At 41.1% G+C, this 19,769-nt stretch carries 16 protein-coding genes and 3 pseudogenes; 9 read left to right on the forward strand and 10 right to left on the reverse strand.

Going from position 1 to position 19,769, the window contains the following annotated elements:
* Positions 1-167: 167 nt before the first annotated feature.
* Positions 168-632 (forward strand): annotated as a pseudogene (locus H5200_RS21000) (transposase); the annotation flags it as partial.
* A gap of 2 nt (positions 633-634) precedes the next feature.
* Positions 635-1,188: pseudogene (locus tag H5200_RS21005) on the forward strand (IS1 family transposase); the annotation flags it as partial.
* 65 nt (positions 1,189-1,253) lie between these two features.
* On the opposite strand, the pseudogene tnpC reads toward H5200_RS21005, so the two are convergent.
* The 5 genes and pseudogenes from tnpC to gpmM all read right to left on the reverse strand — a co-directional run.
* Positions 1,254-1,985: pseudogene (tnpC, locus tag H5200_RS21010) on the reverse strand (IS66 family transposase); the annotation flags it as partial.
* Positions 1,986-2,315: 330 nt separating this feature from the next.
* On the reverse strand, positions 2,316-3,080 hold the full coding sequence (locus H5200_RS21015; protein WP_182717199.1) for a divergent polysaccharide deacetylase family protein: 765 nt from the start codon (positions 3,078-3,080) through the stop codon (positions 2,316-2,318).
* 42 nt (positions 3,081-3,122) lie between these two features.
* The gene (locus H5200_RS21020; protein ID WP_182762511.1) at positions 3,123-4,382 is read right to left on the reverse strand and encodes a S41 family peptidase; all 1,260 of its coding nucleotides are present in this window, start codon (positions 4,380-4,382) and stop codon (positions 3,123-3,125) included.
* Positions 4,383-4,417: 35 nt separating this feature from the next.
* Entirely contained in the window at positions 4,418-5,572 is a 1,155-nt protein-coding gene (locus H5200_RS21025; RefSeq protein ID WP_149982155.1) for a murein hydrolase activator EnvC, read from the reverse strand.
* Positions 5,573-5,575: 3 nt separating this feature from the next.
* Positions 5,576-7,120, reverse strand: a complete 1,545-nt coding sequence (gene gpmM / locus H5200_RS21030) for a 2,3-bisphosphoglycerate-independent phosphoglycerate mutase (protein WP_182717197.1) — start codon at positions 7,118-7,120, stop codon at positions 5,576-5,578.
* A gap of 200 nt (positions 7,121-7,320) precedes the next feature.
* On the opposite strand from gpmM, the gene H5200_RS21035 reads away from it, so the two are divergent.
* From H5200_RS21035 to gpsA, 4 genes are read left to right on the forward strand one after another with little or no spacing between them, the layout of a single operon-like run.
* Positions 7,321-7,752 carry a rhodanese-like domain-containing protein gene (locus H5200_RS21035; protein ID WP_149982153.1) on the forward strand — a complete coding sequence of 144 codons (432 nt, stop codon included), beginning with the start codon at positions 7,321-7,323 and terminating at the stop codon, positions 7,750-7,752.
* A 31-nt stretch (positions 7,753-7,783) separates the two neighbouring features.
* Positions 7,784-8,041, forward strand: a complete 258-nt coding sequence (gene grxC, locus H5200_RS21040; RefSeq protein WP_145235234.1) for a glutaredoxin 3 — start codon at positions 7,784-7,786, stop codon at positions 8,039-8,041.
* Positions 8,042-8,079: 38 nt separating this feature from the next.
* Positions 8,080-8,568 (forward strand): protein-export chaperone SecB, encoded by a 489-nt coding sequence (gene secB / locus H5200_RS21045; RefSeq protein WP_145235236.1) that lies wholly within the window; start codon positions 8,080-8,082, stop codon positions 8,566-8,568.
* A 3-nt stretch (positions 8,569-8,571) separates the two neighbouring features.
* Entirely contained in the window at positions 8,572-9,579 is a 1,008-nt protein-coding gene (gpsA, locus tag H5200_RS21050) for an NAD(P)H-dependent glycerol-3-phosphate dehydrogenase (protein WP_145235238.1), read from the forward strand.
* Between the two features lie 73 nt (positions 9,580-9,652).
* On the opposite strand, the gene H5200_RS21055 is transcribed toward gpsA, so the two are convergent.
* Together H5200_RS21055 and trmL are read right to left on the reverse strand one after the other, a co-directional pair.
* Entirely contained in the window at positions 9,653-13,498 is a 3,846-nt protein-coding gene (locus tag H5200_RS21055) for an EAL domain-containing protein (protein WP_182739741.1), read from the reverse strand.
* 162 nt (positions 13,499-13,660) lie between these two features.
* Positions 13,661-14,125, reverse strand: a complete 465-nt coding sequence (gene trmL, locus H5200_RS21060) for a tRNA (uridine(34)/cytosine(34)/5-carboxymethylaminomethyluridine(34)-2'-O)-methyltransferase TrmL (protein WP_149982151.1) — start codon at positions 14,123-14,125, stop codon at positions 13,661-13,663.
* A 108-nt stretch (positions 14,126-14,233) separates the two neighbouring features.
* Between trmL and H5200_RS21065 the strand changes: the two genes are divergently transcribed.
* The gene (locus H5200_RS21065) at positions 14,234-15,145 is read left to right on the forward strand and encodes a cation diffusion facilitator family transporter (protein WP_149982150.1); all 912 of its coding nucleotides are present in this window, start codon (positions 14,234-14,236) and stop codon (positions 15,143-15,145) included.
* On the opposite strand, the gene H5200_RS21070 is transcribed toward H5200_RS21065, so the two are convergent.
* The 3 genes from H5200_RS21070 to H5200_RS21080 are packed head-to-tail and all read right to left on the reverse strand — an operon-like array spanning position 15,121 to position 18,159.
* A complete protein-coding gene (locus tag H5200_RS21070) occupies positions 15,121-16,065 on the reverse strand; it encodes an alpha/beta fold hydrolase (protein ID WP_182762518.1) in 945 nt (314 codons plus the stop codon). The genes H5200_RS21065 and H5200_RS21070 overlap by 25 nt on opposite strands.
* 11 nt (positions 16,066-16,076) lie before the next feature.
* Positions 16,077-17,492, reverse strand: a complete 1,416-nt coding sequence (locus H5200_RS21075; protein ID WP_182762514.1) for an ATP-binding protein — start codon at positions 17,490-17,492, stop codon at positions 16,077-16,079.
* Complete coding sequence (locus tag H5200_RS21080; protein ID WP_149982148.1) at positions 17,470-18,159, reverse strand: response regulator; 690 nt, start codon at positions 18,157-18,159, stop codon at positions 17,470-17,472. Before H5200_RS21080 ends, H5200_RS21075 begins: the two co-directional genes overlap by 23 nt.
* A 172-nt stretch (positions 18,160-18,331) precedes the next feature.
* Here H5200_RS21080 and H5200_RS21085 point away from each other — a divergent pair, with 172 nt between their 5' ends.
* Both H5200_RS21085 and H5200_RS21090 read left to right on the forward strand, forming a co-directional pair.
* A complete protein-coding gene (locus H5200_RS21085) occupies positions 18,332-18,856 on the forward strand; it encodes a Spy/CpxP family protein refolding chaperone (protein ID WP_182758393.1) in 525 nt (174 codons plus the stop codon).
* Positions 18,857-19,299: 443 nt separating this feature from the next.
* Complete coding sequence (locus H5200_RS21090) at positions 19,300-19,518, forward strand: hypothetical protein (RefSeq protein ID WP_182762516.1); 219 nt, start codon at positions 19,300-19,302, stop codon at positions 19,516-19,518.
* Positions 19,519-19,769 lie beyond the last annotated feature (251 nt).

Here is a 19,769-nt window from a genome sequence, read left to right on the forward strand (position 1 = left end):
CCTTGTGGTGCATGACTATATCTCTACTTGCTTACAGCGCCTTGCTGAGCAGCCAGATAACCTTGAGCCACTGCTACCTTGGAACATTAAGCAAAGCTAGGTGTCGTTAGCTATACGCTTACGATCCTTCGACTAAAAACGATTTGAACACAAACATGGTGGGCTTTATGGATAAGCTAGTTGATGTTTTTTGTGATGTCGATGATTTTTGTTCAGTTTTCATTCCTGAGTGGGAGAAGCTTCAACTAGCTGATGGGACTAGCAAAGCGTAAACGTGCTTCTCGAATGTCGACAAGCGAAATTATGACCATAGTTATCTGCTTTCATCAGTCAAATCACCGTGATTTCAAGAACTTCTACACTGGTTTTGTTGCAAGATACTGGCGTAACTATTTCCCTAATCTATTGAGTTACACTCGCTTTCTGGAATTGATGCCAACAGTACTTGTTCCACTTTGTAGCTACTTCAGCTCATTAAAAGGAAAGCCAACAGGGATAGCTTTTGTCGATTCAACATCAATAAAAGTTTGTCATAACATTAGGATACCAAGACATCGTGTTTTGATGGTGTTGCGAAACGCGGTAAAGGGACAATAGGTTGGTTTTTCGGTTTTAAGCTACACATTATTATCATCCTGGTGTGAAAGAACAAATTGTAGATATGGCCATGAATAACGCAGGTCTACGTGATACTGCCAGAGTGCTGAAAGTGGGATTTAATACCGTATTGAGAACACTAAAAAACTCCAACCAAGACAAGTAACTACAGTCCCGTTTGATAATGCTAGAATTGAGCTTATCTGTGAGGTCGATGAGCAATGATCATTTGTTCAGAACAAAAAGAACCAACGTTGGCTTTGGTATGCTTGGGAACCAAGGTTTAATCGGATCATCGCCCATACTTTTGGTCGTCGCAGTGAAGAAACATTTCAAGCTCTATTGATGCTCCTAAAACCATTTACAATCAACTTCTTCTGTACTGATGACTTCAAGGTTTACGCCTCAAACCTTCCAGCAGAAAAGCACATTACCGGGAAGTTTTTTACTCAACGTATAGAACGGCAAAATCTAACATTGAGAACGCGATTAAAACGGCTAAATCGCAAAACCATTGGTTTCTCTAAATCTGAAGAAATACATGACAAGGTAATTGGCACATTTATTGAGCGTGAGTTTTACAAATGTTAGTTCAACAAGTTGGCGTCATGACCAGAAAAAGAGTATGCGCCCCATGATCCCACGGGGCGATATTGTTAGTGTTTGAAGTTCCAAGACAGGAGTGCATCGATATCAGGTTCAGCTTTCGCTAACTCCTGCATGCACTTGACCATGTAGTCGTAAAGGATAAGGCCGTTGGCTTTCGCTGTCTCGACGATACTGTAAAGCATCGCGCTCGCTTCCGCTCCATTGGGATTGGTCGAGAAGAGCCAGTTCTTTCTCCCAATAACCAGCGGTTTTATTGCGCGTTCAGCTCGGTTGTTGTCTATCGATAAGTGACCGTCATCGATATAGCGGATCAGCTTCGGCCATTGGCCGAGCGTGTATTTTATCGCCTTACCCAGCGGGCTAGACTCAAGCACTTGTTGAGTTGTCATCCATTCGTAAAGCTCATCCAGTATCGGTTTGGCATGCTGCTGGCGTTCTGCTTTTCGTTTTTCCGCAGGCTCACCTTTTAAGCGGGATTCTATCCCATAGAGCTTCTGGATTTTGGCTAGCGCTTTATCCGCTTTGCCTGACTTACCTTTGCTTTGAAGCTTTTTCGCGTCCATGAACTTGCGCCGAGCATGCGCGAAGCAACCGACATTGGTGACGAGATGAAGCCCATCATAAACAACATAGCCATCGGTTTGCAGATACCCATCATAGTCGCCCAAGAAGGCTACAGGGCACGACCTCGCGCGACTGTTTTGATAGTCATACAAGACGATATGTCTCACATTAGGGAGTGCGGCACCTGGCGAGTCCGCGCTTGAGCAGTAAAGCCATGGAGGTTTGATCTTATTATTCGGGCTAGACGATTAGAATGCGGGGTTTATGATGCGCTTACGCTACAAATGAATGTCGAATAGACAGTATTACGAATAATCACAATACCTGAGATTATCCGTAATATTCTAAATTAGAAATGTCACTGACAAGCTTTTGTCCAAAAACGAGTTTACCCGACCGTCCGCTGATCGCTCGAAGCCGTCACTCAATTTTATTCTTACATTGTTGGGTTTCGTTGCTCTCAACCACAACCTACGGTAGTTAATTTAACGACGGACTATTCTGTTTTCCTAGAACCTCGCTCCTTTTCCCTTGCAACTTGTCGCTTACCTCGCACTAACCCCTTTATGCTCAGCTTGTGCGAGTTGTATATATTTACGCTCTACCAGCTGCGATAGCGGCACGAGTTCAAAACCTTGTTGTTCAAGTTCGGGTAGCATGCGCTGTAAAAATTCAATGGTTTCAGGGTAAGGGTGGGCAATCGCGATGGCGAAGTTATAACGTTCGGCTTTATACTTTAGTTCGTTGAGGCGAAATTGTAACTGTTTCTCATTGGGAATATTATCTAAAAACACATGGCGGCCGACATTTTCAACGCCATATAAGTTGGCAACATTTTGCGCTTGGCTTAAGCCAGTAGTGCGGCTATCTAAAAAGTACAGGTTGCGCTTTTTCAGCACCTCCATAGTCCATTTCATGGGCAGGCTTTCTTGAGTAAGTGCTGAGCCCATATGATTATTTACACCTTTCACCTGAGGTAAGGTTGCAAGCGCATTGCCGAGGGTGATTTGTAATTGTTCTTTGCTCATATCGCTGGTAAGTGCGCCGGGGCCTAGTGCTTTACTGTTATCCAGTGCTTGCATGGGAATATGTAGCAGTAATTCTTTATTTGATTTACTGGCTAAGCGCGCAAAAATTTGCGAATACGGGGTATGAGGCAAAATCGAGAACGATATTTTACCTGGTAAATTTAGGATTTCGAGGTCGCGTTGATGGTTGCCAATATCATCAATTACAATCGCTATTTGCTTATTTGCGGCAAGCGTAGGCAAGCTAAAAAAAAGCCAGAACAACCAAGTTAATTTTTTCACGTTTATAATTTTTATTATCTTTTTTATAGTGAGCTAAAAGCTTTATTTCATAGTTAATAGCTGCTGTGCTTTTAATAACAGTGGATCAGCTGAGTCTGTGCGTGACCATAGCTGATCGTCATTTCCTTGTTCGTTTTTTATTATAACTACTTTATCAATTTGCGAAAGGGTTGATTGATTAATCGCCACATCAGGGGTTACGCCAATGCCATCAATTGATTGTCCTGAGGGGGTAAAGTATTTTGCAGTGGTTAGTTTTAGTGCTGTATTACCATTGCCTAATGGGATCAGAGACTGCACAGAGCCTTTGCCAAATGATTGGCTGCCAATTAGTGTGGCACGGTGATTGTCTTTAAGTGCAGCGGCTAAAATCTCTGCTGCTGAGGCCGAGTTTTCATTAATAAGTACCACGATTGGCGCACCATTTAAAATATCACCTTTTTTGGCGCGAAAGTGCTGGTTTGCATCATAAAAGCGACCTTTGGTGGTGACTATGGTGCCACTTTGTAAAAACAGATCCGATACCGCTACAGCACTTTGTAATGTGCCGCCTGGATTGTCGCGTAAATCGAGCACTAAGCCTGTAAGTGGATTACCGTAATGGCTTTGCAGTGCTGTTATTTGCCGCGCAACATCATGCAAGGTGTGATTGGTAAAACTATTTATTGCCAAATAACCAATACCAAACTCTGATAATGAACTGGTGACACTCTCTAAGTTAATTTCTGATCTAGTCAGAGTAAAATAAATGGCTTGTGGTGAATTACCTCGTTCAATCGTTAAGGTAACCGTTGCTGTGTCACTCGCTTTAATCATTTGTGCAACTTGATTGATGTCTTTATGTGCGACCGTTTGCTGATTAACGGCAAGTAGCACATCATTCATTTGTACTCCGGCAATGGCTGCGGGAGAATCTTTGATCGTATTTACAATAATAATTTTTTGTTGTTGCTGTTTTACTTCAATCCCAAGGCCTGTATAGCGGCCGTTAGTGCTGCTAAATAGCGCTTCTAACTCGTGTTCATCAAGGTACTTAGAGTATGGGTCTAGCTGTGCAAGCAGGGCTTCAAATTGTTGGCTGCTTTCAAAGCTTTGTTGTAAAGCTAAGTCTTCAACATAATAGGCATGGATATTAAAGAGGATTTCGTTTTTTTGTTGGCTTTTTAAATCGCCCACCGAGGTCACTGCAAAGCTATTAAAACTTAGGCACAAAAAAACGCTAACGAGTAATAAATAGCTTATTAGAATGCGATTAAAAGCAGGGTATTGTAACCGCTGTATTTGTAATTGTGTATTTAGCATCAGCTGCTCCCAGTGGGGTGCAGCTGTTTAATCAATTAAATGCGTCTGCACCATGTTACAGGATTTACTGCGCGTCCTTTGTGGCGTATTTCAAAGTATAGACCAGAATTTGCTTGTCCGCCGCTTTGACCAACTAAAGCGATAATATCGCCTTGGCGTACTATATCACCTACGTCTTTTAGTAAGGTTTGAGTATGGCCGTATAAACTCATAAAGCCTTCACCGTGGTCAATAACAATAACCCAGCCGTAGCCTTTTAACCAATCAGCAAACACGACTTGACCGTTGTGGACGCTATGCACATTATTGCCTTCATTAGCGCCAATTAATACGCCTTTCCAGTCAATACCACCGTGCTTATGTTGGCCGAAGCTGTGCTCAATTTTACCTTTTGTTGGCCAGTTTAATTTACCTTTACTGGCTGATAGGCCCAGCAACTCAACCTTTTTAGTTTTTTCTTTTTCAAGTTCTTGCAAGGTAGCTACTAGGGTTTTTTCATTATCTTTTAAGTAATCAATTGAGTTTTTGGTTGAGCTAAGCTTGGTTTTTAATTCACTGATGTTGGCTTTTCGTTGTTGTTGCGCTGCAATGAGTGCTTGATGACGATTGGCTTGCTCTTTATGGAGCACAACTAAGTGTTGCTTGGTTTTTTCAAGTTCGGTTTGTACATCCGCTATTTCAATCAGGAGTGCTTTTAACTCATCAATTTGCTCAATACGCGCTTTGTTGAGGTAATTATAATAACTTAAGGTGCGTTCAACCTGTGCAGTATTTTCTTGATTTAATAGCATTTTAGAGTAGTCATGTCCGCCAGACATATAGGCACTTTTAATTTGTGCGGCGAGTGCATGTTGCTGCTCTAGGCGTTTTTCCTCAAGTGCTTCAGCTTGCTGCTGTTGCTGCTGTTGTTGTTTTTCAGTATCGCGAATTGATTGCTCGGCAATATTCAGTGCCTTGGCATTTTTTGCGATCTCGAGTTCGTGCTGTTGCAGGTTCTTTTGCGATTTTTCGATGTCTTTACGCTGGGCGGCAAGTTCAGCTTGGCTTTGCTTTAATGCTGTTTGGATTTCGCTGAGATCTTTTTTAGTACGATCTTCATTAGCGACGGCAGGGGCCGTCACTAATGAAGTGAGTATTAACGCAGTAACAACGAGCGTACTAAAAATTAATGGGTTAATACTTTTGTTCATGGTTTATTTCAATGTCATGATTGGTGTGCCAGTCATCTCGCTTGGTTGTTCCATGCCCATTAAGTGCAACATGGTTGGCGCAACATCACTGAGGGCTTTGCCTTCGCTTGGTGTTGCATCACGACCAACATAAATGAAATGAACCGGTTCACTGGTGTGTGCGGTATGCGCTTGGCCAGTTTTAAGGTTAGCCATTTGTTCAGCATTGCCGTGATCAGCTGTAATTAATGCTTCACCACCAAATTCTTCAAGGGCAGCAACAACACGACCAATACATTGATCGACTGCTTCACAGGCTTTTACTGCGGCTTCAAATACACCTGAGTGACCGACCATATCGCCATTTGGATAGTTACAAATAATTGCATCGTATTTACCGCTTTTAATCGCTTCGACGAGTTTATCGGTGAGCATTTCTGAATTCATTTCAGGTTGTAAATCGTAGGTCGCAACTTGTGGTGATGGGATCAGCTCGCGGGTTTCACCTTCAAATTCATCTTCACGTCCGCCACTAAAGAAAAACGTCACATGTGCATATTTTTCAGTTTCAGAAATACGTAGCTGTGTTTTATGGTGTTTTTCAAACCATTCACCCAATACATTAGTCAAAGGGACTGTGGCAAAGGCTGCTGGTGCGTCGATGTCTGCTGCGTATTCGGTCAACATAACAAAGCCGCTTAGTGCGGGGGCTTTTTTCTTGGCGAAACCGTCAAAGTCTTTATCAACAAATGCGCGGGTCATTTCACGAGCACGGTCGGCTCTAAAGTTTAAGAAAATAACCGTATCACCGTCATTAATTTGTACTGCGTCTTGGCCTTGTGCTGCTATGGTAGTTGCAGCAACAAACTCATCGTTTTCATCACGTTCGTAAGCCGCAGCTAATGCATCAACACCATTTTCGTAGCTATGTTGTGCGATCCCACTGACCATTAGATCATAAGCTTGCTCTACTCGGTTCCAGCGATTATCGCGGTCCATTGCATAGTAGCGGCCAATGATTGATGCTAAGCGACCACAGTTTAATTTGCTAAACAGCGCTTCAATACGTTCAATTGACGTTTTTGCGCTACGTGGTGGAGTGTCTCGGCCATCTAAAAATGCATGAAAATACACTTCTTTAGCACCGCGCGCTGCAGCTAATTCAATTGCAGCTACAATATGATCTTCATGACTATGCACACCACCTGGGCTTAATAAACCCATTAAATGCACCGCTTTATCAGCATTTACTGCTTTATCAATGTTTTCAACTAGTGTTGGATTATGTGCAAACTCACCGTCGTTTATTGCTTTAGTGATGCGGGTGAAATCTTGATAAACCACACGGCCAGCACCTAAGTTGACGTGGCCTACTTCTGAGTTGCCCATTTGCCCATCAGGAAGACCAACATCTAAACCTGATGCAGAAATTAGGGTGTGCGGGCGAGTTGCCCAAAGTTCGTCTAAAACAGGGGTATTTGCCGCTAAAATTGCGTTGCTTTGGGTATCTTCACGGTATCCCCAACCATCTAAAATCATTAATACGAGAGGTTTTTTATGTTGTGTCATTTTTGTTCCTGAAAATTAGCTCCTGCTTAGCCTTAGCATACCGTGTTTTGTGGTTATGATCAGCAATCAAAGGGACATATTAAAATATTTCACTCTCTGGTAATTTCTAATCAAGCACGTATACTTGCGTGGCTAGGGCATTGCCCTTACGTTTAACCCCAGTGCTACAGGCGCGGGACAATTTTCATAGTGGAAGACGCATGGATCAATATATTGAATTTGTCGGTAATCATCCGATATTAAGTTTAGCTTGGGTTGCTTTAGTTGCACTCATCGTGGGCGGCTGGTTTAAAAGTAAGTTTTCAGCAATTCGTCAAATAAATCCGCAACAATTAACGTTATTAATTAACCGTGAAGACGGTGTCGTTGTAGATATACGTGCACAAAAAGAATTTAATAATGGCCGTATAGCAGGCGCTGAGCATATTAGCCCTGAAAAAGCGAAACAATCTGACTTCTCAAGCCTTGAAAAGTCTAAGAGTAAACCCATTATATTGGTATGTACCACAGGCATGACAGCCTCAGGTATCGCAACTGCTATGCATAAAGCTGGTTTTGAATCAGTTTATGTTTTATCTGGTGGTATGGGTGCATGGCAAAGTGCAGGTCTACCAACGACAACAGGTCGCTAATTAAGTTAGTTAGGCCGATAGAGGAATTGTTATGAGTAATGTTGTTCTTTACACCAAAGCGTATTGCCCTTTTTGTCAGCGTGCTTTAGCGTTGCTAACAAATAAAGGTGTGCAATTTACAAATATCGACATTGGTGTACAGCCTGAATTACGTGACGAAATGATCGCCAAAGCAGGTGGCGCGAGCACAGTACCGCAAATTTTTATTAATGATGAGCATATCGGCGGTTGTGACGACATGATGGCGATTGAAGCCCAAGGCAAACTTGACGCTAAGTTAAACGCTTAAGCATTTATTATAAAAACGATTAAAAGTTAGGAATTATCATGAACGAAGAAAATCAGAACGTAGCAGCACAAGAAGAAACTGGCGCACAATTTACGATCCAACGTATTTACACAAAAGACGTGTCTTTTGAAACGCCTAATTCACCTGCTATTTTCCAAAAAGAATGGACACCAGAAGTTAAGCTTGACCTTGATACACGTTCTAATAAATTAGACGAAGGCGTGTTTGAAGTAGTATTAGCACTGACTGTTACAGCTTCTATCGGTGAAGAAACGGCTTTTTTATGTGAAATTCAACAAGCGGGTATTTTCACTATCGCTGAAGTTGAAGAAGTACAACTTGCACACATGCTTGGCGCATTCTGCCCGAACGTATTGTTCCCGTACGCACGTGAAGCGGTATCTAACTTAGTTAACCGTGGTACATTCCCACAGCTTAACCTTGCACCTGTGAACTTTGATGCGTTATTTGCTCAATACATGCAGCAACGTGCAGCGCAAGCTGAACAGGCAACTGCAGACGCATAACTTATGAGTACAGCCAATTCAGCTGTTACTGTATTAGGGGCGGGGTCTTATGGCACCGCCCTTGCTATTTGTTTAGCCCGAAACGGTCACCAAGTGACACTTTGGGGTCGCAATAGCGATGACGTTGCCACGCTTGCAGCTGAGCGGAAAAATCAACGTTACCTACCTGATGTCACTTTTCCTGACACTTTACACCTTGAAGCCGACTTACACACCGCAGTAACTGCAAGCCAAGTGATCTTGGTTGTTGTGCCAAGTCATGCATTTGGCGATACGCTACAGCAAATTAAGCCTTCATTACTTGAAGGGGCACAAGTTGCATGGGCCACCAAAGGGCTTGAACCAGATACAGGCCGACTTTTGCAAGAGGTTGCACAGCAAGAATTAGGTGATGATGTGCCACTTGCGGTCGTATCAGGCCCTACATTTGCTAAAGAAATGGCGATGGGTTTACCTACTGCAATTTCAGTGTCGTCAACATCAACAGCCTTTGCAAAACAGTTAGCTGAACTATTGCATTGTGGTCGCTCATTTAGGGTCTATAACAATAATGATTTTATTGGTATTCAGCTCGGTGGCGCGGTTAAAAATGTGATTGCGATTGGCGCTGGTATGTCTGACGGCTTTGGTTTTGGTGCTAATGCGCGGACAGCATTGATCACCCGTGGTTTAGCTGAGTTATGCCGGTTAGGCTGCGCGCTTGGTGCTAAGTCAGAAACCTTTATGGGCATGGCTGGGCTGGGAGATTTGATCCTAACGTGCACCGATAATCAGTCTCGTAACCGTCGTTTTGGTTTAGCACTGGGTAAAGGTGAAAAGGTAGAGCAGGCGATAGCATCAATTGGTCAAGTGGTCGAAGGTTATCGCAACACCAAAGAAGTCTATTTACTTGCACAACGTACTGGTATCGAAATGCCGATCACTGAGCAAATCTATCAGGTACTTTATGAAAATAAAGACGTGAAAGAAGCCGCGATGGCTTTATTAGGTCGCGAGCAAAAATCAGAGTAACAGTGCCTTGTAGCTGCCAGCGTTTATGGGTTTGTATAAACGCTGGTAGTTAATCTTATAACTAACAAGGTACTTAGTCATTCATCAAATTAGATTGTTTTCTCAGATTGTTTTTTTCGAGATAAGTAGCTACCTTTTCAGCACAAAGCGGACGACTATAATAATAGCCTTGCATCGTATTACAGCCCATAACATGCAGCATATAAGCCTGCTCTTTAGTTTCAACTCCTTCGGCAACAACATCGATATGTAAGTATTTAGCGAGGCGAATAATTGTCGCGGTAATATTACGATCCTGCTCACTATCGACAATATCTTTAATAAAAGAGCGATCAATTTTTAAAGTATCGATTGGAAAACGTTTTAAATAACCCAATGATGAATGACCAGTACCAAAGTCATCCAGCGCAATGGTAAAGCCAAATGCTTTTAAGCGGTTCATTTGCTGTTGGGCAAATTCAGGGTTATCCATCATGGCACTTTCGGTTATTTCTAACTCAACACAGCGTGCAGGCACATCATAGTTTGTTAAACACTCAGTGAGGGTTTCGACTAAACTACTTTGCTGAAAGTGCAGAGCCGAAATATTAATTGCCACTTTACCAAAACTTACTCCTTCATTACGCCATAACTCTAGTTGTTTAAATAGCTGCTTCATTAGCAATAAAGTGAGTGGAATAATTGCGCCATTTTGTTCTGCAAGGGGGATAAATTCAGCCGGGCTAATGATGCTGCCATCAACTTGCGGCCAACGCACTAAGGCTTCAAAACCATGTATTTGATCTTTATCTGCGTTATATTTTACTTGGTAAAATAATTGAAAGTCCTGATGTTCGATTGCCCGAAAAAGTGCGCTTTCTTTACTAAGTTCATTCATATCAATTGTGTGTTTAGATTTATCAAAAAATTGATAATTATTATGACCTATCTTTTTAGCGTGATTGAGCGCACTATTGGCGCTGCGCATCAGTGCTTCGCTGTTATAACCGTTTTCTGGGTACCCGGCGATACCACAACAGGCAGAAATAAAGCTCTCTATACCCTCAAGCATAAACGGTGTTTGGAATTGTTTAAGGATATTATCGGCCAGTTTTTTGGCGAAAAAGACGGACATGCCTGAATATAAATAGGGCGGTACGAGTATAGCAAATTCATCTCCCCCTAAGCGGGCCAAGGTATAACCAGAATCAAGATTACGAGTGAGTCTGCCCGCAACTTCTTTTAATAGTTCATCACCGATTGCGTGACCAAGGGATTCGTTAATTTTATTAAAATTGTCTAAATCTATAAAAATAATCAGTAAATTAGGGAAGTTGTTATTACAGCTGGCAATTGCCTTATTTACAGATTCAATAAAAATAGTGCGATTGGAAAGCCCAGTGACAGAATCTCGAGTGGTTAATTTAAGCATCGCACGTTCATTATTCTTACGTGCAGTTACATCTGAAAATAACCCAATATAATGCGCGCTACTAGTACGTAGGTTAGGGGTTTTTACTTTGGTTATCGATAAATCTAAGGCATAGGGTTGCCCGTCTTTACGCACATTCCAAATTTCACCAGACCAATAACCATCAACCTCTAGATCATTATAAATGAGGCTTTCTAATTTTTTATCGCGACCGTTTACAGTAAATGCTTTTGGTTTTTTACCCACTACATCAGCAAGAGTAAAGCCACAAATAGTTGTAAATGCTTGGTTTATGTTCGTGATTTGAAACTGCTCATTGGCGATCCAAATGGCATCTTTTGATTGCGTCATTAACGCGTTGACCAAATTATGCTTAGCACCACTTTTTAATCTATAAACAATTAACAGCAGTAAAATAGCAAAAATAGCCGCTAAAACGAGGTGGTTGATCCAGTGAGGGAAGGCAAAAGCCGTTTGTTTAATCATTAACACTAACGGCTCGTTATTTACTTGATTAAGGTTTTTAACTTCAAGATAAATATTCTTTGCATTACTAGCCAGAGACAGCATGGTCTGAGCATTCGGCAGTGCTAGCCAATCGCCATTGGGATCGAGTCGGTAATTGAGCTGCATAGGTAAGAGGCCATTACTGCTAAACCAAACAGAGATGCCTTTTAGCGGTTGGCTGGTATTTACTGCGTTGGTTGCTAAGTGGTAATAGTCTTGGTCTTGCTCTTGATAGTGTAAAGTCAGATGACTGATTAAAAAAGAGCTGTTTTGAGGTGGTACTTGTGTTGAATGCACTTCTAATAAAGTATTACCCGTTGGCGCAAACAACATTATTTTATCACGGTAGCTAACGCTAAAGAGTGATTTTGGAAGTTGCTCATAACTAATAGAATCATCAATATAAGCGGCAATACTATGAGTGGCATTTTCAACCCATAGGTTAGTGCTGGGTTTGTAGAGTTTTATCGCTTGAGAATCAACTATCCACAAAGCATTTTGTGGTGCTTCGTAAATGGCTGTGGTGTTAAATGTACTTACTTTATCAAAATTTATCTCAAGTGTTATTTGCTGAGAATTTTCAGGTGCTTGCCATTGGCTCTGCCATAAGCCGTTACTTGTCGCAAGCCAAAGCCTTGAAGAGTTGCGTTGATAATACATAGCATTGATCTGCCCGAGGGCTTCAGTTTCAAGCTCAAGGGCGGTGAGCTGTTGTTTAGCAATATAAAATAATTGCTCACCATCACTTGCGAGATATTGCTCGTCATTAAGGGATGTTAAAGCATTAATGTTACTAATTGGTAGTGTTTGGCTTTGTTGCTGCGTCGCAAAATCATATTTTATTAATTGCTTTTTGGTTGCTACCCACAGTGTTGTTGGGGCAGTTGAATGCAGCGCAGCAACTTGATCCTTTATTAATAAATCAAAAGTGAGGTTGCGGGCACTGTATAAATATAAACCAGTGTCGGTTGCAACAGCCCATTTGTCTTCGCGCAGATAAGCGATGGTAATAATTTTTTTATGTTGTGTAAAATTACCTAACTGTTCCAACATGTCAAAGTATTGCTGCATACGCGGAGCAGGATTATCGGTGATAGGGGTTGTGATAATTTGCATTGCAGGGAGCTTTAGCCAGCTTTTAGTGGCAGTTTGCAGCCACAGTTGTTGGTTGTTTTGTTTAATTGATAAAAAGCGTGCAGGAGCACTATAAAACAAAGGATTCGTGTTTTTGGTCGTTAAATCATGTTTATAAGCGCGATTTTTATGCAAATAATAGAGCTGATCATCAAAGTAATTTAGTTGTTGAACATGCGCATGCTGGAGTTTTATTTCTTGCATAGAGTGCGTGTTGTTAAACAGGTAATGTTGGTCGTTATTGGTATTGATAAGGATCGCTGCTGAGGTTTGACTTGGACTTAACTGCGCGATAGGCGCGGGGACGATGAGCTGAGCTGTAATTGCATTACTTGCTAAATCAAAGTGACTAACTAAATTACTACCTGAATGTAGCCATAGGCTGTTGTTAAATCCCAATGCGAGTTCGACGATCTGCTCTGAAAAGGCGAATGGGGAATGGAGTTTTTCGTCTTTTATAGTGTGGATCTGACCTTGGTACAGAAAGTAAAAGCCGAGCTCGGTGGTTAATATCGGCTGTTTTAGCGGTGTTGCGGTTAGTTGAATTAACTGGTTGTTAATTAAGTTGATTAAACTCAGCCCTTGCTCAGTGTTAATTAATAACCAGGATTTATAAGTCGCTACTTGTAAAATGGCTTGATTCGCAAATGATGAAAAAGGCGGTGCTTGGCCACTAAAAAGGTGCACCGAGTCGTAGTTAAACAGCCCTTTATTAGTTGCGAGCCAAAACGCATTACTCGGGTCTTGAGTAAAGTCATTAATGGCGGGTAGCGAAAGCTCATTCGCATTTAATTCAGCTACACTCGCGTTTACATTTACAGTAGATAACATACTAATAAAACAGCATGTTTGAAGGATAAAACGCATTACAATCCGTTGAATCAGTTTAAAAAGAACTTATTTAGAATAGTGTAGGAATAGAAATAATGCGAATCCACGCAAGGCAAATTTATTGCGCTAGGCGGTGCTAAATTTTAAAGATAATTAGAGGGTAAAGCGCCCAATGGTATAGGCGCATTTTAATATCACTTACTGCGCGTTAGGAAAGCCTAACTGACGCCATGATTCATAAACAAAAACAGCCACTGCGTTAGATAAGTTCATGCTTCTACTGTTAGCTTGCATAGGAATACGCACGCGTTGTTCATTAGGTAGTGATTGAATTATATCATCTGGTAAGCCACGGGTTTCTGGGCCAAACACTAAACAATCACCCGCTTCATAACTTGCTTGATGGTGAAACTGACTGCCTTTAGTGGTACATGCATATACTTTTTTAGGTTGGCATTTTTCTAAGTAAGCTGCAAATGATGGATGGCGTTGCACATGGCTAAATTCATGGTAATCAAGGCCAGCTCTTTTCACGCGCTTATCGTCCCACTCAAAGCCCAAAGGCTCGATTAAATGCAAAGCATAGCCCGTATTTGCACACAGGCGAATAATATTCCCTGTGTTAGGTGGAATTTCAGGTTGGTATAAAACGATATCAAGCATAACGAGCCTTATTGGTGATCTACATTTTGACGTTCGAGAGTATACACGAAACAGATAAAAAAAATGATATACTCATTTTAAGTAAACACTTTAGGCATAGGCAAAAACGTGCATCAGCGCAGTTATGAGTTTTGGGTAAAAACAGCAAGTGTGGTCACTATGGTGATGGTGAGTTTAATGATTGCTGCTAAATGTTGGGCATGGCTTGCGTCTGGCTCTGCGTCTATGCTCGGATCACTTACCGACTCATTGATGGATATTACCGCTTCAGCAATGAGTTTTATGGTGCTCTTTTATGCACTGCGCCCAGCTGATGACGATCATCGTTTTGGCCATGGTAAAGCTGAAGCCTTGGCGGGTTTAGGGCAAGCGGCATTTATTGCAGGCTCTGGCTGTTTATTGGCGTTTCATGGCATTGAACGATTGTTTAATCCTGTGGTGTTAAATCATTCAATGCTCGGGGTATGGGTTAGTCTATTTGCGATTGCTTGCACCTTAGTGGTGGTTTATGTACAAACTCAAGTCATTAAGCATACCGAGTCCATTGCAGTTAAAGCAGACTCTGTGCACTACAAAGGCGATATAATTTTAAATGCAGCAGTACTGCTGGCCATACTGCTTGCGCAAAATGACATGCTGTACGCGGATCCTATTTTTGCCATTGGTGTTGCAGGTTATTTGCTTTATAACAGTTGGGATATTGCTAGGCAAAGCGCTGATCACTTAATGGATAAAGAACTACCTGAGGACGAAAAAGCCAGTATCATATCAATCGCTAACAGTCATAACGATGTATTTGGCGTACACGATGTACGCACGCGACAAGGTGGTAAAATTAAGTTTATTCAAATGCATTTAGAGCTTGAAGATCAACTCCCCTTGATCCGTGCTCATTATGTAGCAGATGAAGTAGTGGCGATGATCCAACAAGAATTTAATTGTGAAATGGATATTTTGATCCATCAAGATCCAATGTCATTGAGCCATAGCCGCGCTCAAGTTAATGAATCACAAAACTGATAAAAACGGCTAAGCACAGCTTTGCGAATGGTGTCTTGTTCAAATAGTAACTCGTGCTTAGCATTCGCAAATGTTTGTAAAATAGCATTACTTTGACGGTGAACTAAGGCTAATTGGGCTTGGTTATCAACCACAGTATCGTGCTCAGCACTGGCTACAAAAAGTGGAATCAATAGCTTTTGTTTTTCAAGAGTTGTCATAAAACCAAAAGCTTCATTCAACCAGCCGTAAGTCACCCCGCCTAATTGTAGCGCGCTATCCGTTTGGTAGGTCTGTCTAAATAAATCATAGCGAGTTTCGCTACTGGTTAGGTCGTTCTGTGTAAAAGCAATAGGCAGATAATCTGCTTGGCCAAATGCATAGTGTTTATTAAAACCAAATAAACAGGCAATACGAGCGGCAAGTTTAGCAACTGGTTTGGGAATTCCTTTAGTGAAAATATCAAACATGGGCGAAGACAAAAATACCCCACTGTAGTTATGTTCAAACCGGGTTAGGAAATCAAAAGCAATCGCGCCGCCCATTGAATGCCCGAGGATGACCTTTTTGCCTTGGTAGAGTTTACTGACAATTAAACGGTCAAACAGTGCTAAATCATCAGCATAATCACTAAATTTATTAACAAAACCTTTATGAGGGTTGGCTAAAGCGCGATAAGAACGGCCTTGGCCTTGATGATCAATAATAAACACCGCATAGTTATTTTTGTATAACTCCCAGATTAGCTCTTGGTATTTATCTAATCCTTCAATGCGTCCAGAGCAAATAACAATAGCGGCCTTGGCATGCTCAGGTATCACATAGCCATAATATAAATCGCCATTATCGGTAGTCAGCTGCGCTTTGTGCAACTGCTGCTGAAAAAACTCTGTGATCTCAGGTTGTTGGGAAAGTAAGTTTTGCTCTGTGCTGTAAAACATAATGGCCATGATTATTTTTGTTTATCCAGAGGTAAGGCGATACGCACACATAACCCACTTGGTTGTTTATTATGCAGCGTTAAACTGCCAGAATGGGCGGCAATTGCATTTTTAGCAATTGCTAAGCCAAGTCCTGTACCGCCGCTAGTTCTGTCTCGTGCATCAGATTGGCGAAAAAATGGCTCACATAATTTGGCTAAATTTTGCGGTTCGACGCCCGGGCCATCATCGCTGATCTCTATATAAATAGCATCACTTAAACTCAATGTTAGGGTGATTGTTTGCTCTGCATATTTTATTGCGTTGCGTAAAACATTCTCTAGCGCACTGGCAATGAGACTCTCGTCACAATAAATATCAACATTGAGTTGACCATTTATAATTAATTGCTTATTGGTCTGTTTAGCTTCAAATTGCGCATCATTCAAAACATGATCAATAATGATCTGTAAGGATTGTTGATGCAGCGATAGCGCCTGACTTTTCGCCTCTAAGCGCGATACTTGCAGCACATCAGCGATCATTTTATCGAGCTGATTTGCTTCTTTTTCAATGCGTAATAAATAGGTTTGGTTTTCTTCTGGGGTCTGCATTTGCGCAAGACCCGTAGCCATTTTAAGGCGAGTTAGGGGGGAACGCAACTCGTGAGATATATCAGCCAATAAGCGCTTTTGTGCAGAAATCAGTTGCTCTAACTGAGTTGCCATACTATTAAAGTCACGGCCAAGTACGCCCAGTTCATCTTGCCTGTTTGGATCAATTTCAGCGCGCGCGGTTAAATCGCCGTCAGAGAGCTTAATTGCAGCTTGCTTTAAGTGATTAATAGGTGCAATTAGGTTACGACTAAATATAAAACTTAAAGTTAATGAAGCCAGTAAAGCAATGATCACTTTTAGCCAAATCGGCATCAGCTTTAACCGTATAAAAAAAGGTGGTTGATGATTCTCATCAATTTCGTATAGGTAAAATTGCCCCTCAGGAAGGTTTATTTCTATCGGTCCGAATGCTTGATAATACTCGGTAAAAATAATTTGTGGCGGCATGTTTTTAGTGAAATTAAGTAAACTTAAATCAATCTCACTTGATGGTACTCTGCTACTGAGCGAGTGATCTGGCTGATCTGAATTTAAATATAGTAACTTTTGTTTTGCAAGCCGCGGATGAGTTAAAATTTCGGCAATCGATTTATTATGTTTGACTACCATACGTTCGATGCCTTTGGCCGTGTATTGCAAGTTTTTCTGCATGGGCCCATGTAAGTTCTCATAACTGACTTGATTGGTCGCAATGTTACTTAAAAACACCAATGCAGTTATGGTGCCTATTACTGTTAGCCAAAACCACACAAAAATTTTGAAAAATAAAAAGTGCTGAGGATGTTTTAGCCAAGAAAACCGAGTTTTATTACTCCCCTTGGATAAAGACATAACCAGTCCCTCGCATGGTTTTTATTCGTTCTGCATTGTTGAACTCGGCAATTTTTTTACGAATATTACTCACATGCATATCAATTGAGCGATCAAAAGAGGCTAGGCGTCTACCGAGCACCTCTTCACTTATTTGCTCTTTACTGACCACTTCACCTGCATGTTTAACCAGTAAGGCAAGTACTTCATATTCAGTACCGGTTAGGCTTAGCGGGTGTTCATCTACATACGCTTCGCGGGCAGCTAAATTTATAACAATATTATTAACGGTTAACTTATTACTGCTGGTATTTGCTAGGCTAGTAATATGTTCAATACGACGAGTAATCGCTTTAACCCGCGCGAGTAATTCACGATGATTAAATGGTTTAGGAATGTAATCATCAGCGCCTAGTTCAAGACCAAAAATACGGTCAAAGTCTTCACCTTTGGCGGTTAGCATGATCACCGGCGTTAATTTTGTTTGCCTAAGCTGTTTTAATACTTCAAAACCATCTAGTTTTGGTAACATAACATCGAGTAAAATTAATGCATACTCTTGCTCAAGCGCTTGTTTTAAGCCTTGTTCGCCATCATGGGCACATTCTATTTGAAAACCTTGCGCAGTTAAGTACTCTGAGAGTAACTCACATAAACCGGTATCATCATCAATCATTAATAGCTTCATTATTTGCTCACCTTAACCACGCTGGAATAACTTCATTTTACGCCTTAACGCACTTAAAAGTGAACCTTTACACAACCTTTACATTGCTTTGCGTTGCTTTGCACTTGGTTAGTTATAGTGAATATAACAACTGAACAGACACTAAGTTACAAGCAACTCAAAGGTAATGATTATGACTATTTCAAGTAAAGTTTCTAAACTAGTATTAATTTGTGGATTAGCGACAGCAACATTAGGCACTGGCGCCGTAATAGCAAAAGAGGGCATGGATCATAAACCAGGCCATTCTCAACAGCATAAACAAGCGCGCTTTTTACTCTCTGAGCGTGGCGTTAAAAAGCTTGATTTAACTGAGCAACAACAAACTCAGTTAAAAAGCATTTTTGATGCGCAAAAAGCACAATTTAAAGCGCTACGTGGCAACGATAAACAGGCCATGAAGCAAGAGCGTGCTGCCCATAAGGCACAAATGCAAGCATTGTTAGATATGCCAGCCTTTGATGAAGCCGCAGCAAAAGAGTTATTAGCGCAGCGCCAAACCAAAGGCGAGCAATTTGGCTTAATTAACCTAAAAACGCAGCATCAAGTATGGCAAGTATTAAATGCTGAACAACGTGAAAAGTACCAAGAAATTAAAAAACACATGCGTAAAAAAGGTGACAAAAAACGCAGCCGTGACGAACAAACGGCAGGCTAAGTAATTACCAAAATTACTAAAGCGAAAAATGAAGCGCGGGAGAGATCCCGCACTTTTGTTTTCATTTCTAACAGCCCATGTAGCAGTGATTTTATATCGCGACAGGGTTTGCTCCGCAGCTGAGTTTTATCCAACGTCTAAATTATATATTTGACGGGGTATAAACCTGCGGCTACACACTGGTAGCAGGTTTATATCGCGTCATAGTGCTAACTTAATAAGTGTAAGTAATTTGCGTACATTTAAGCGCATGCACAAGACAAGCTAACCTTACTCACTTATGCTATGAATGATGCAAATAAGCCCGCCATTTCACCCGATGAAATAATCAATATTCGCGAAACGTTTAATATGTCGCGTGGAGTATTTGCAAAGCTATTGCATACATCGGCAAGAATGTTACTAGATTTTATTATTTGATGTTTAATCTACAAGGAAGAAACATGAAATTTGATATGACAATTACAGACAACTTTGCATCATTTTTTGATGAACAAAAAGGAAGTCATATTTTTATAGATAGTTTTGATAATGAAAATTTTGAAGTGAGAATAGGAAGCTTAGATGATTCGAAGCCAGCCGGTAATATTGTTGCTTTTACTGATGATGAACTGAATTCGAAGTTATTGGAATTATATAATAAGCACATTGGAGGTGCATAAAATGATTACTGAAGCTGAAATATTTGCATTAGAATGTTCGGTCAATGAAATACTTCGTCAACATAATATGTCCTTTAAAATGTCAAAGTACTTTGTGAAAGACTTGATGAATGACTCCCGTAACACTGATCCGCACCACCAGTTTTGGACACCTAATTAAGTGAGTACAATCACTAATGAGGTGAACCATGACAAACAAGAAAAAACGTATTCTCCATTCTGCTGAATTTAAAGCAGAAGCACTGAAACTA

This window comes from Pseudoalteromonas sp. SG43-7 (assembly GCF_014164295.1).
Taxonomy (GTDB): Bacteria; Pseudomonadota; Gammaproteobacteria; order Enterobacterales; family Alteromonadaceae; genus Pseudoalteromonas; species Pseudoalteromonas rhizosphaerae.

Excerpts from the sequence above, each read along its gene's own strand:
- gpmM (WP_182717197.1), bottom strand. The coding sequence starts at position 7,120 with ATGACACAACATAAAAAACCTCTCGTATTAATGATTTTAGATGGTTGG.
- H5200_RS21070 (WP_182762518.1), bottom strand. The coding sequence starts at position 16,065 with ATGTTTTACAGCACAGAGCAAAACTTACTTTCCCAACAACCTGAGATC.
- gpsA (WP_145235238.1), top strand. The coding sequence starts at position 8,572 with ATGAGTACAGCCAATTCAGCTGTTACTGTATTAGGGGCGGGGTCTTAT.
- H5200_RS21075 (WP_182762514.1), bottom strand. The coding sequence starts at position 17,492 with ATGTCTTTATCCAAGGGGAGTAATAAAACTCGGTTTTCTTGGCTAAAA.
- H5200_RS21055 (WP_182739741.1), bottom strand. The coding sequence starts at position 13,498 with ATGCGTTTTATCCTTCAAACATGCTGTTTTATTAGTATGTTATCTACT.
- H5200_RS21090 (WP_182762516.1), top strand. The coding sequence starts at position 19,300 with ATGAAATTTGATATGACAATTACAGACAACTTTGCATCATTTTTTGAT.
- H5200_RS21035 (WP_149982153.1), top strand. The coding sequence starts at position 7,321 with ATGGATCAATATATTGAATTTGTCGGTAATCATCCGATATTAAGTTTA.
- H5200_RS21085 (WP_182758393.1), top strand. The coding sequence starts at position 18,332 with ATGACTATTTCAAGTAAAGTTTCTAAACTAGTATTAATTTGTGGATTA.
- trmL (WP_149982151.1), bottom strand. The coding sequence starts at position 14,125 with ATGCTTGATATCGTTTTATACCAACCTGAAATTCCACCTAACACAGGG.
- H5200_RS21020 (WP_182762511.1), bottom strand. The coding sequence starts at position 4,382 with ATGCTAAATACACAATTACAAATACAGCGGTTACAATACCCTGCTTTT.
- H5200_RS21080 (WP_149982148.1), bottom strand. The coding sequence starts at position 18,159 with ATGAAGCTATTAATGATTGATGATGATACCGGTTTATGTGAGTTACTC.
- grxC (WP_145235234.1), top strand. The coding sequence starts at position 7,784 with ATGAGTAATGTTGTTCTTTACACCAAAGCGTATTGCCCTTTTTGTCAG.
- secB (WP_145235236.1), top strand. The coding sequence starts at position 8,080 with ATGAACGAAGAAAATCAGAACGTAGCAGCACAAGAAGAAACTGGCGCA.
- H5200_RS21025 (WP_149982155.1), bottom strand. The coding sequence starts at position 5,572 with ATGAACAAAAGTATTAACCCATTAATTTTTAGTACGCTCGTTGTTACT.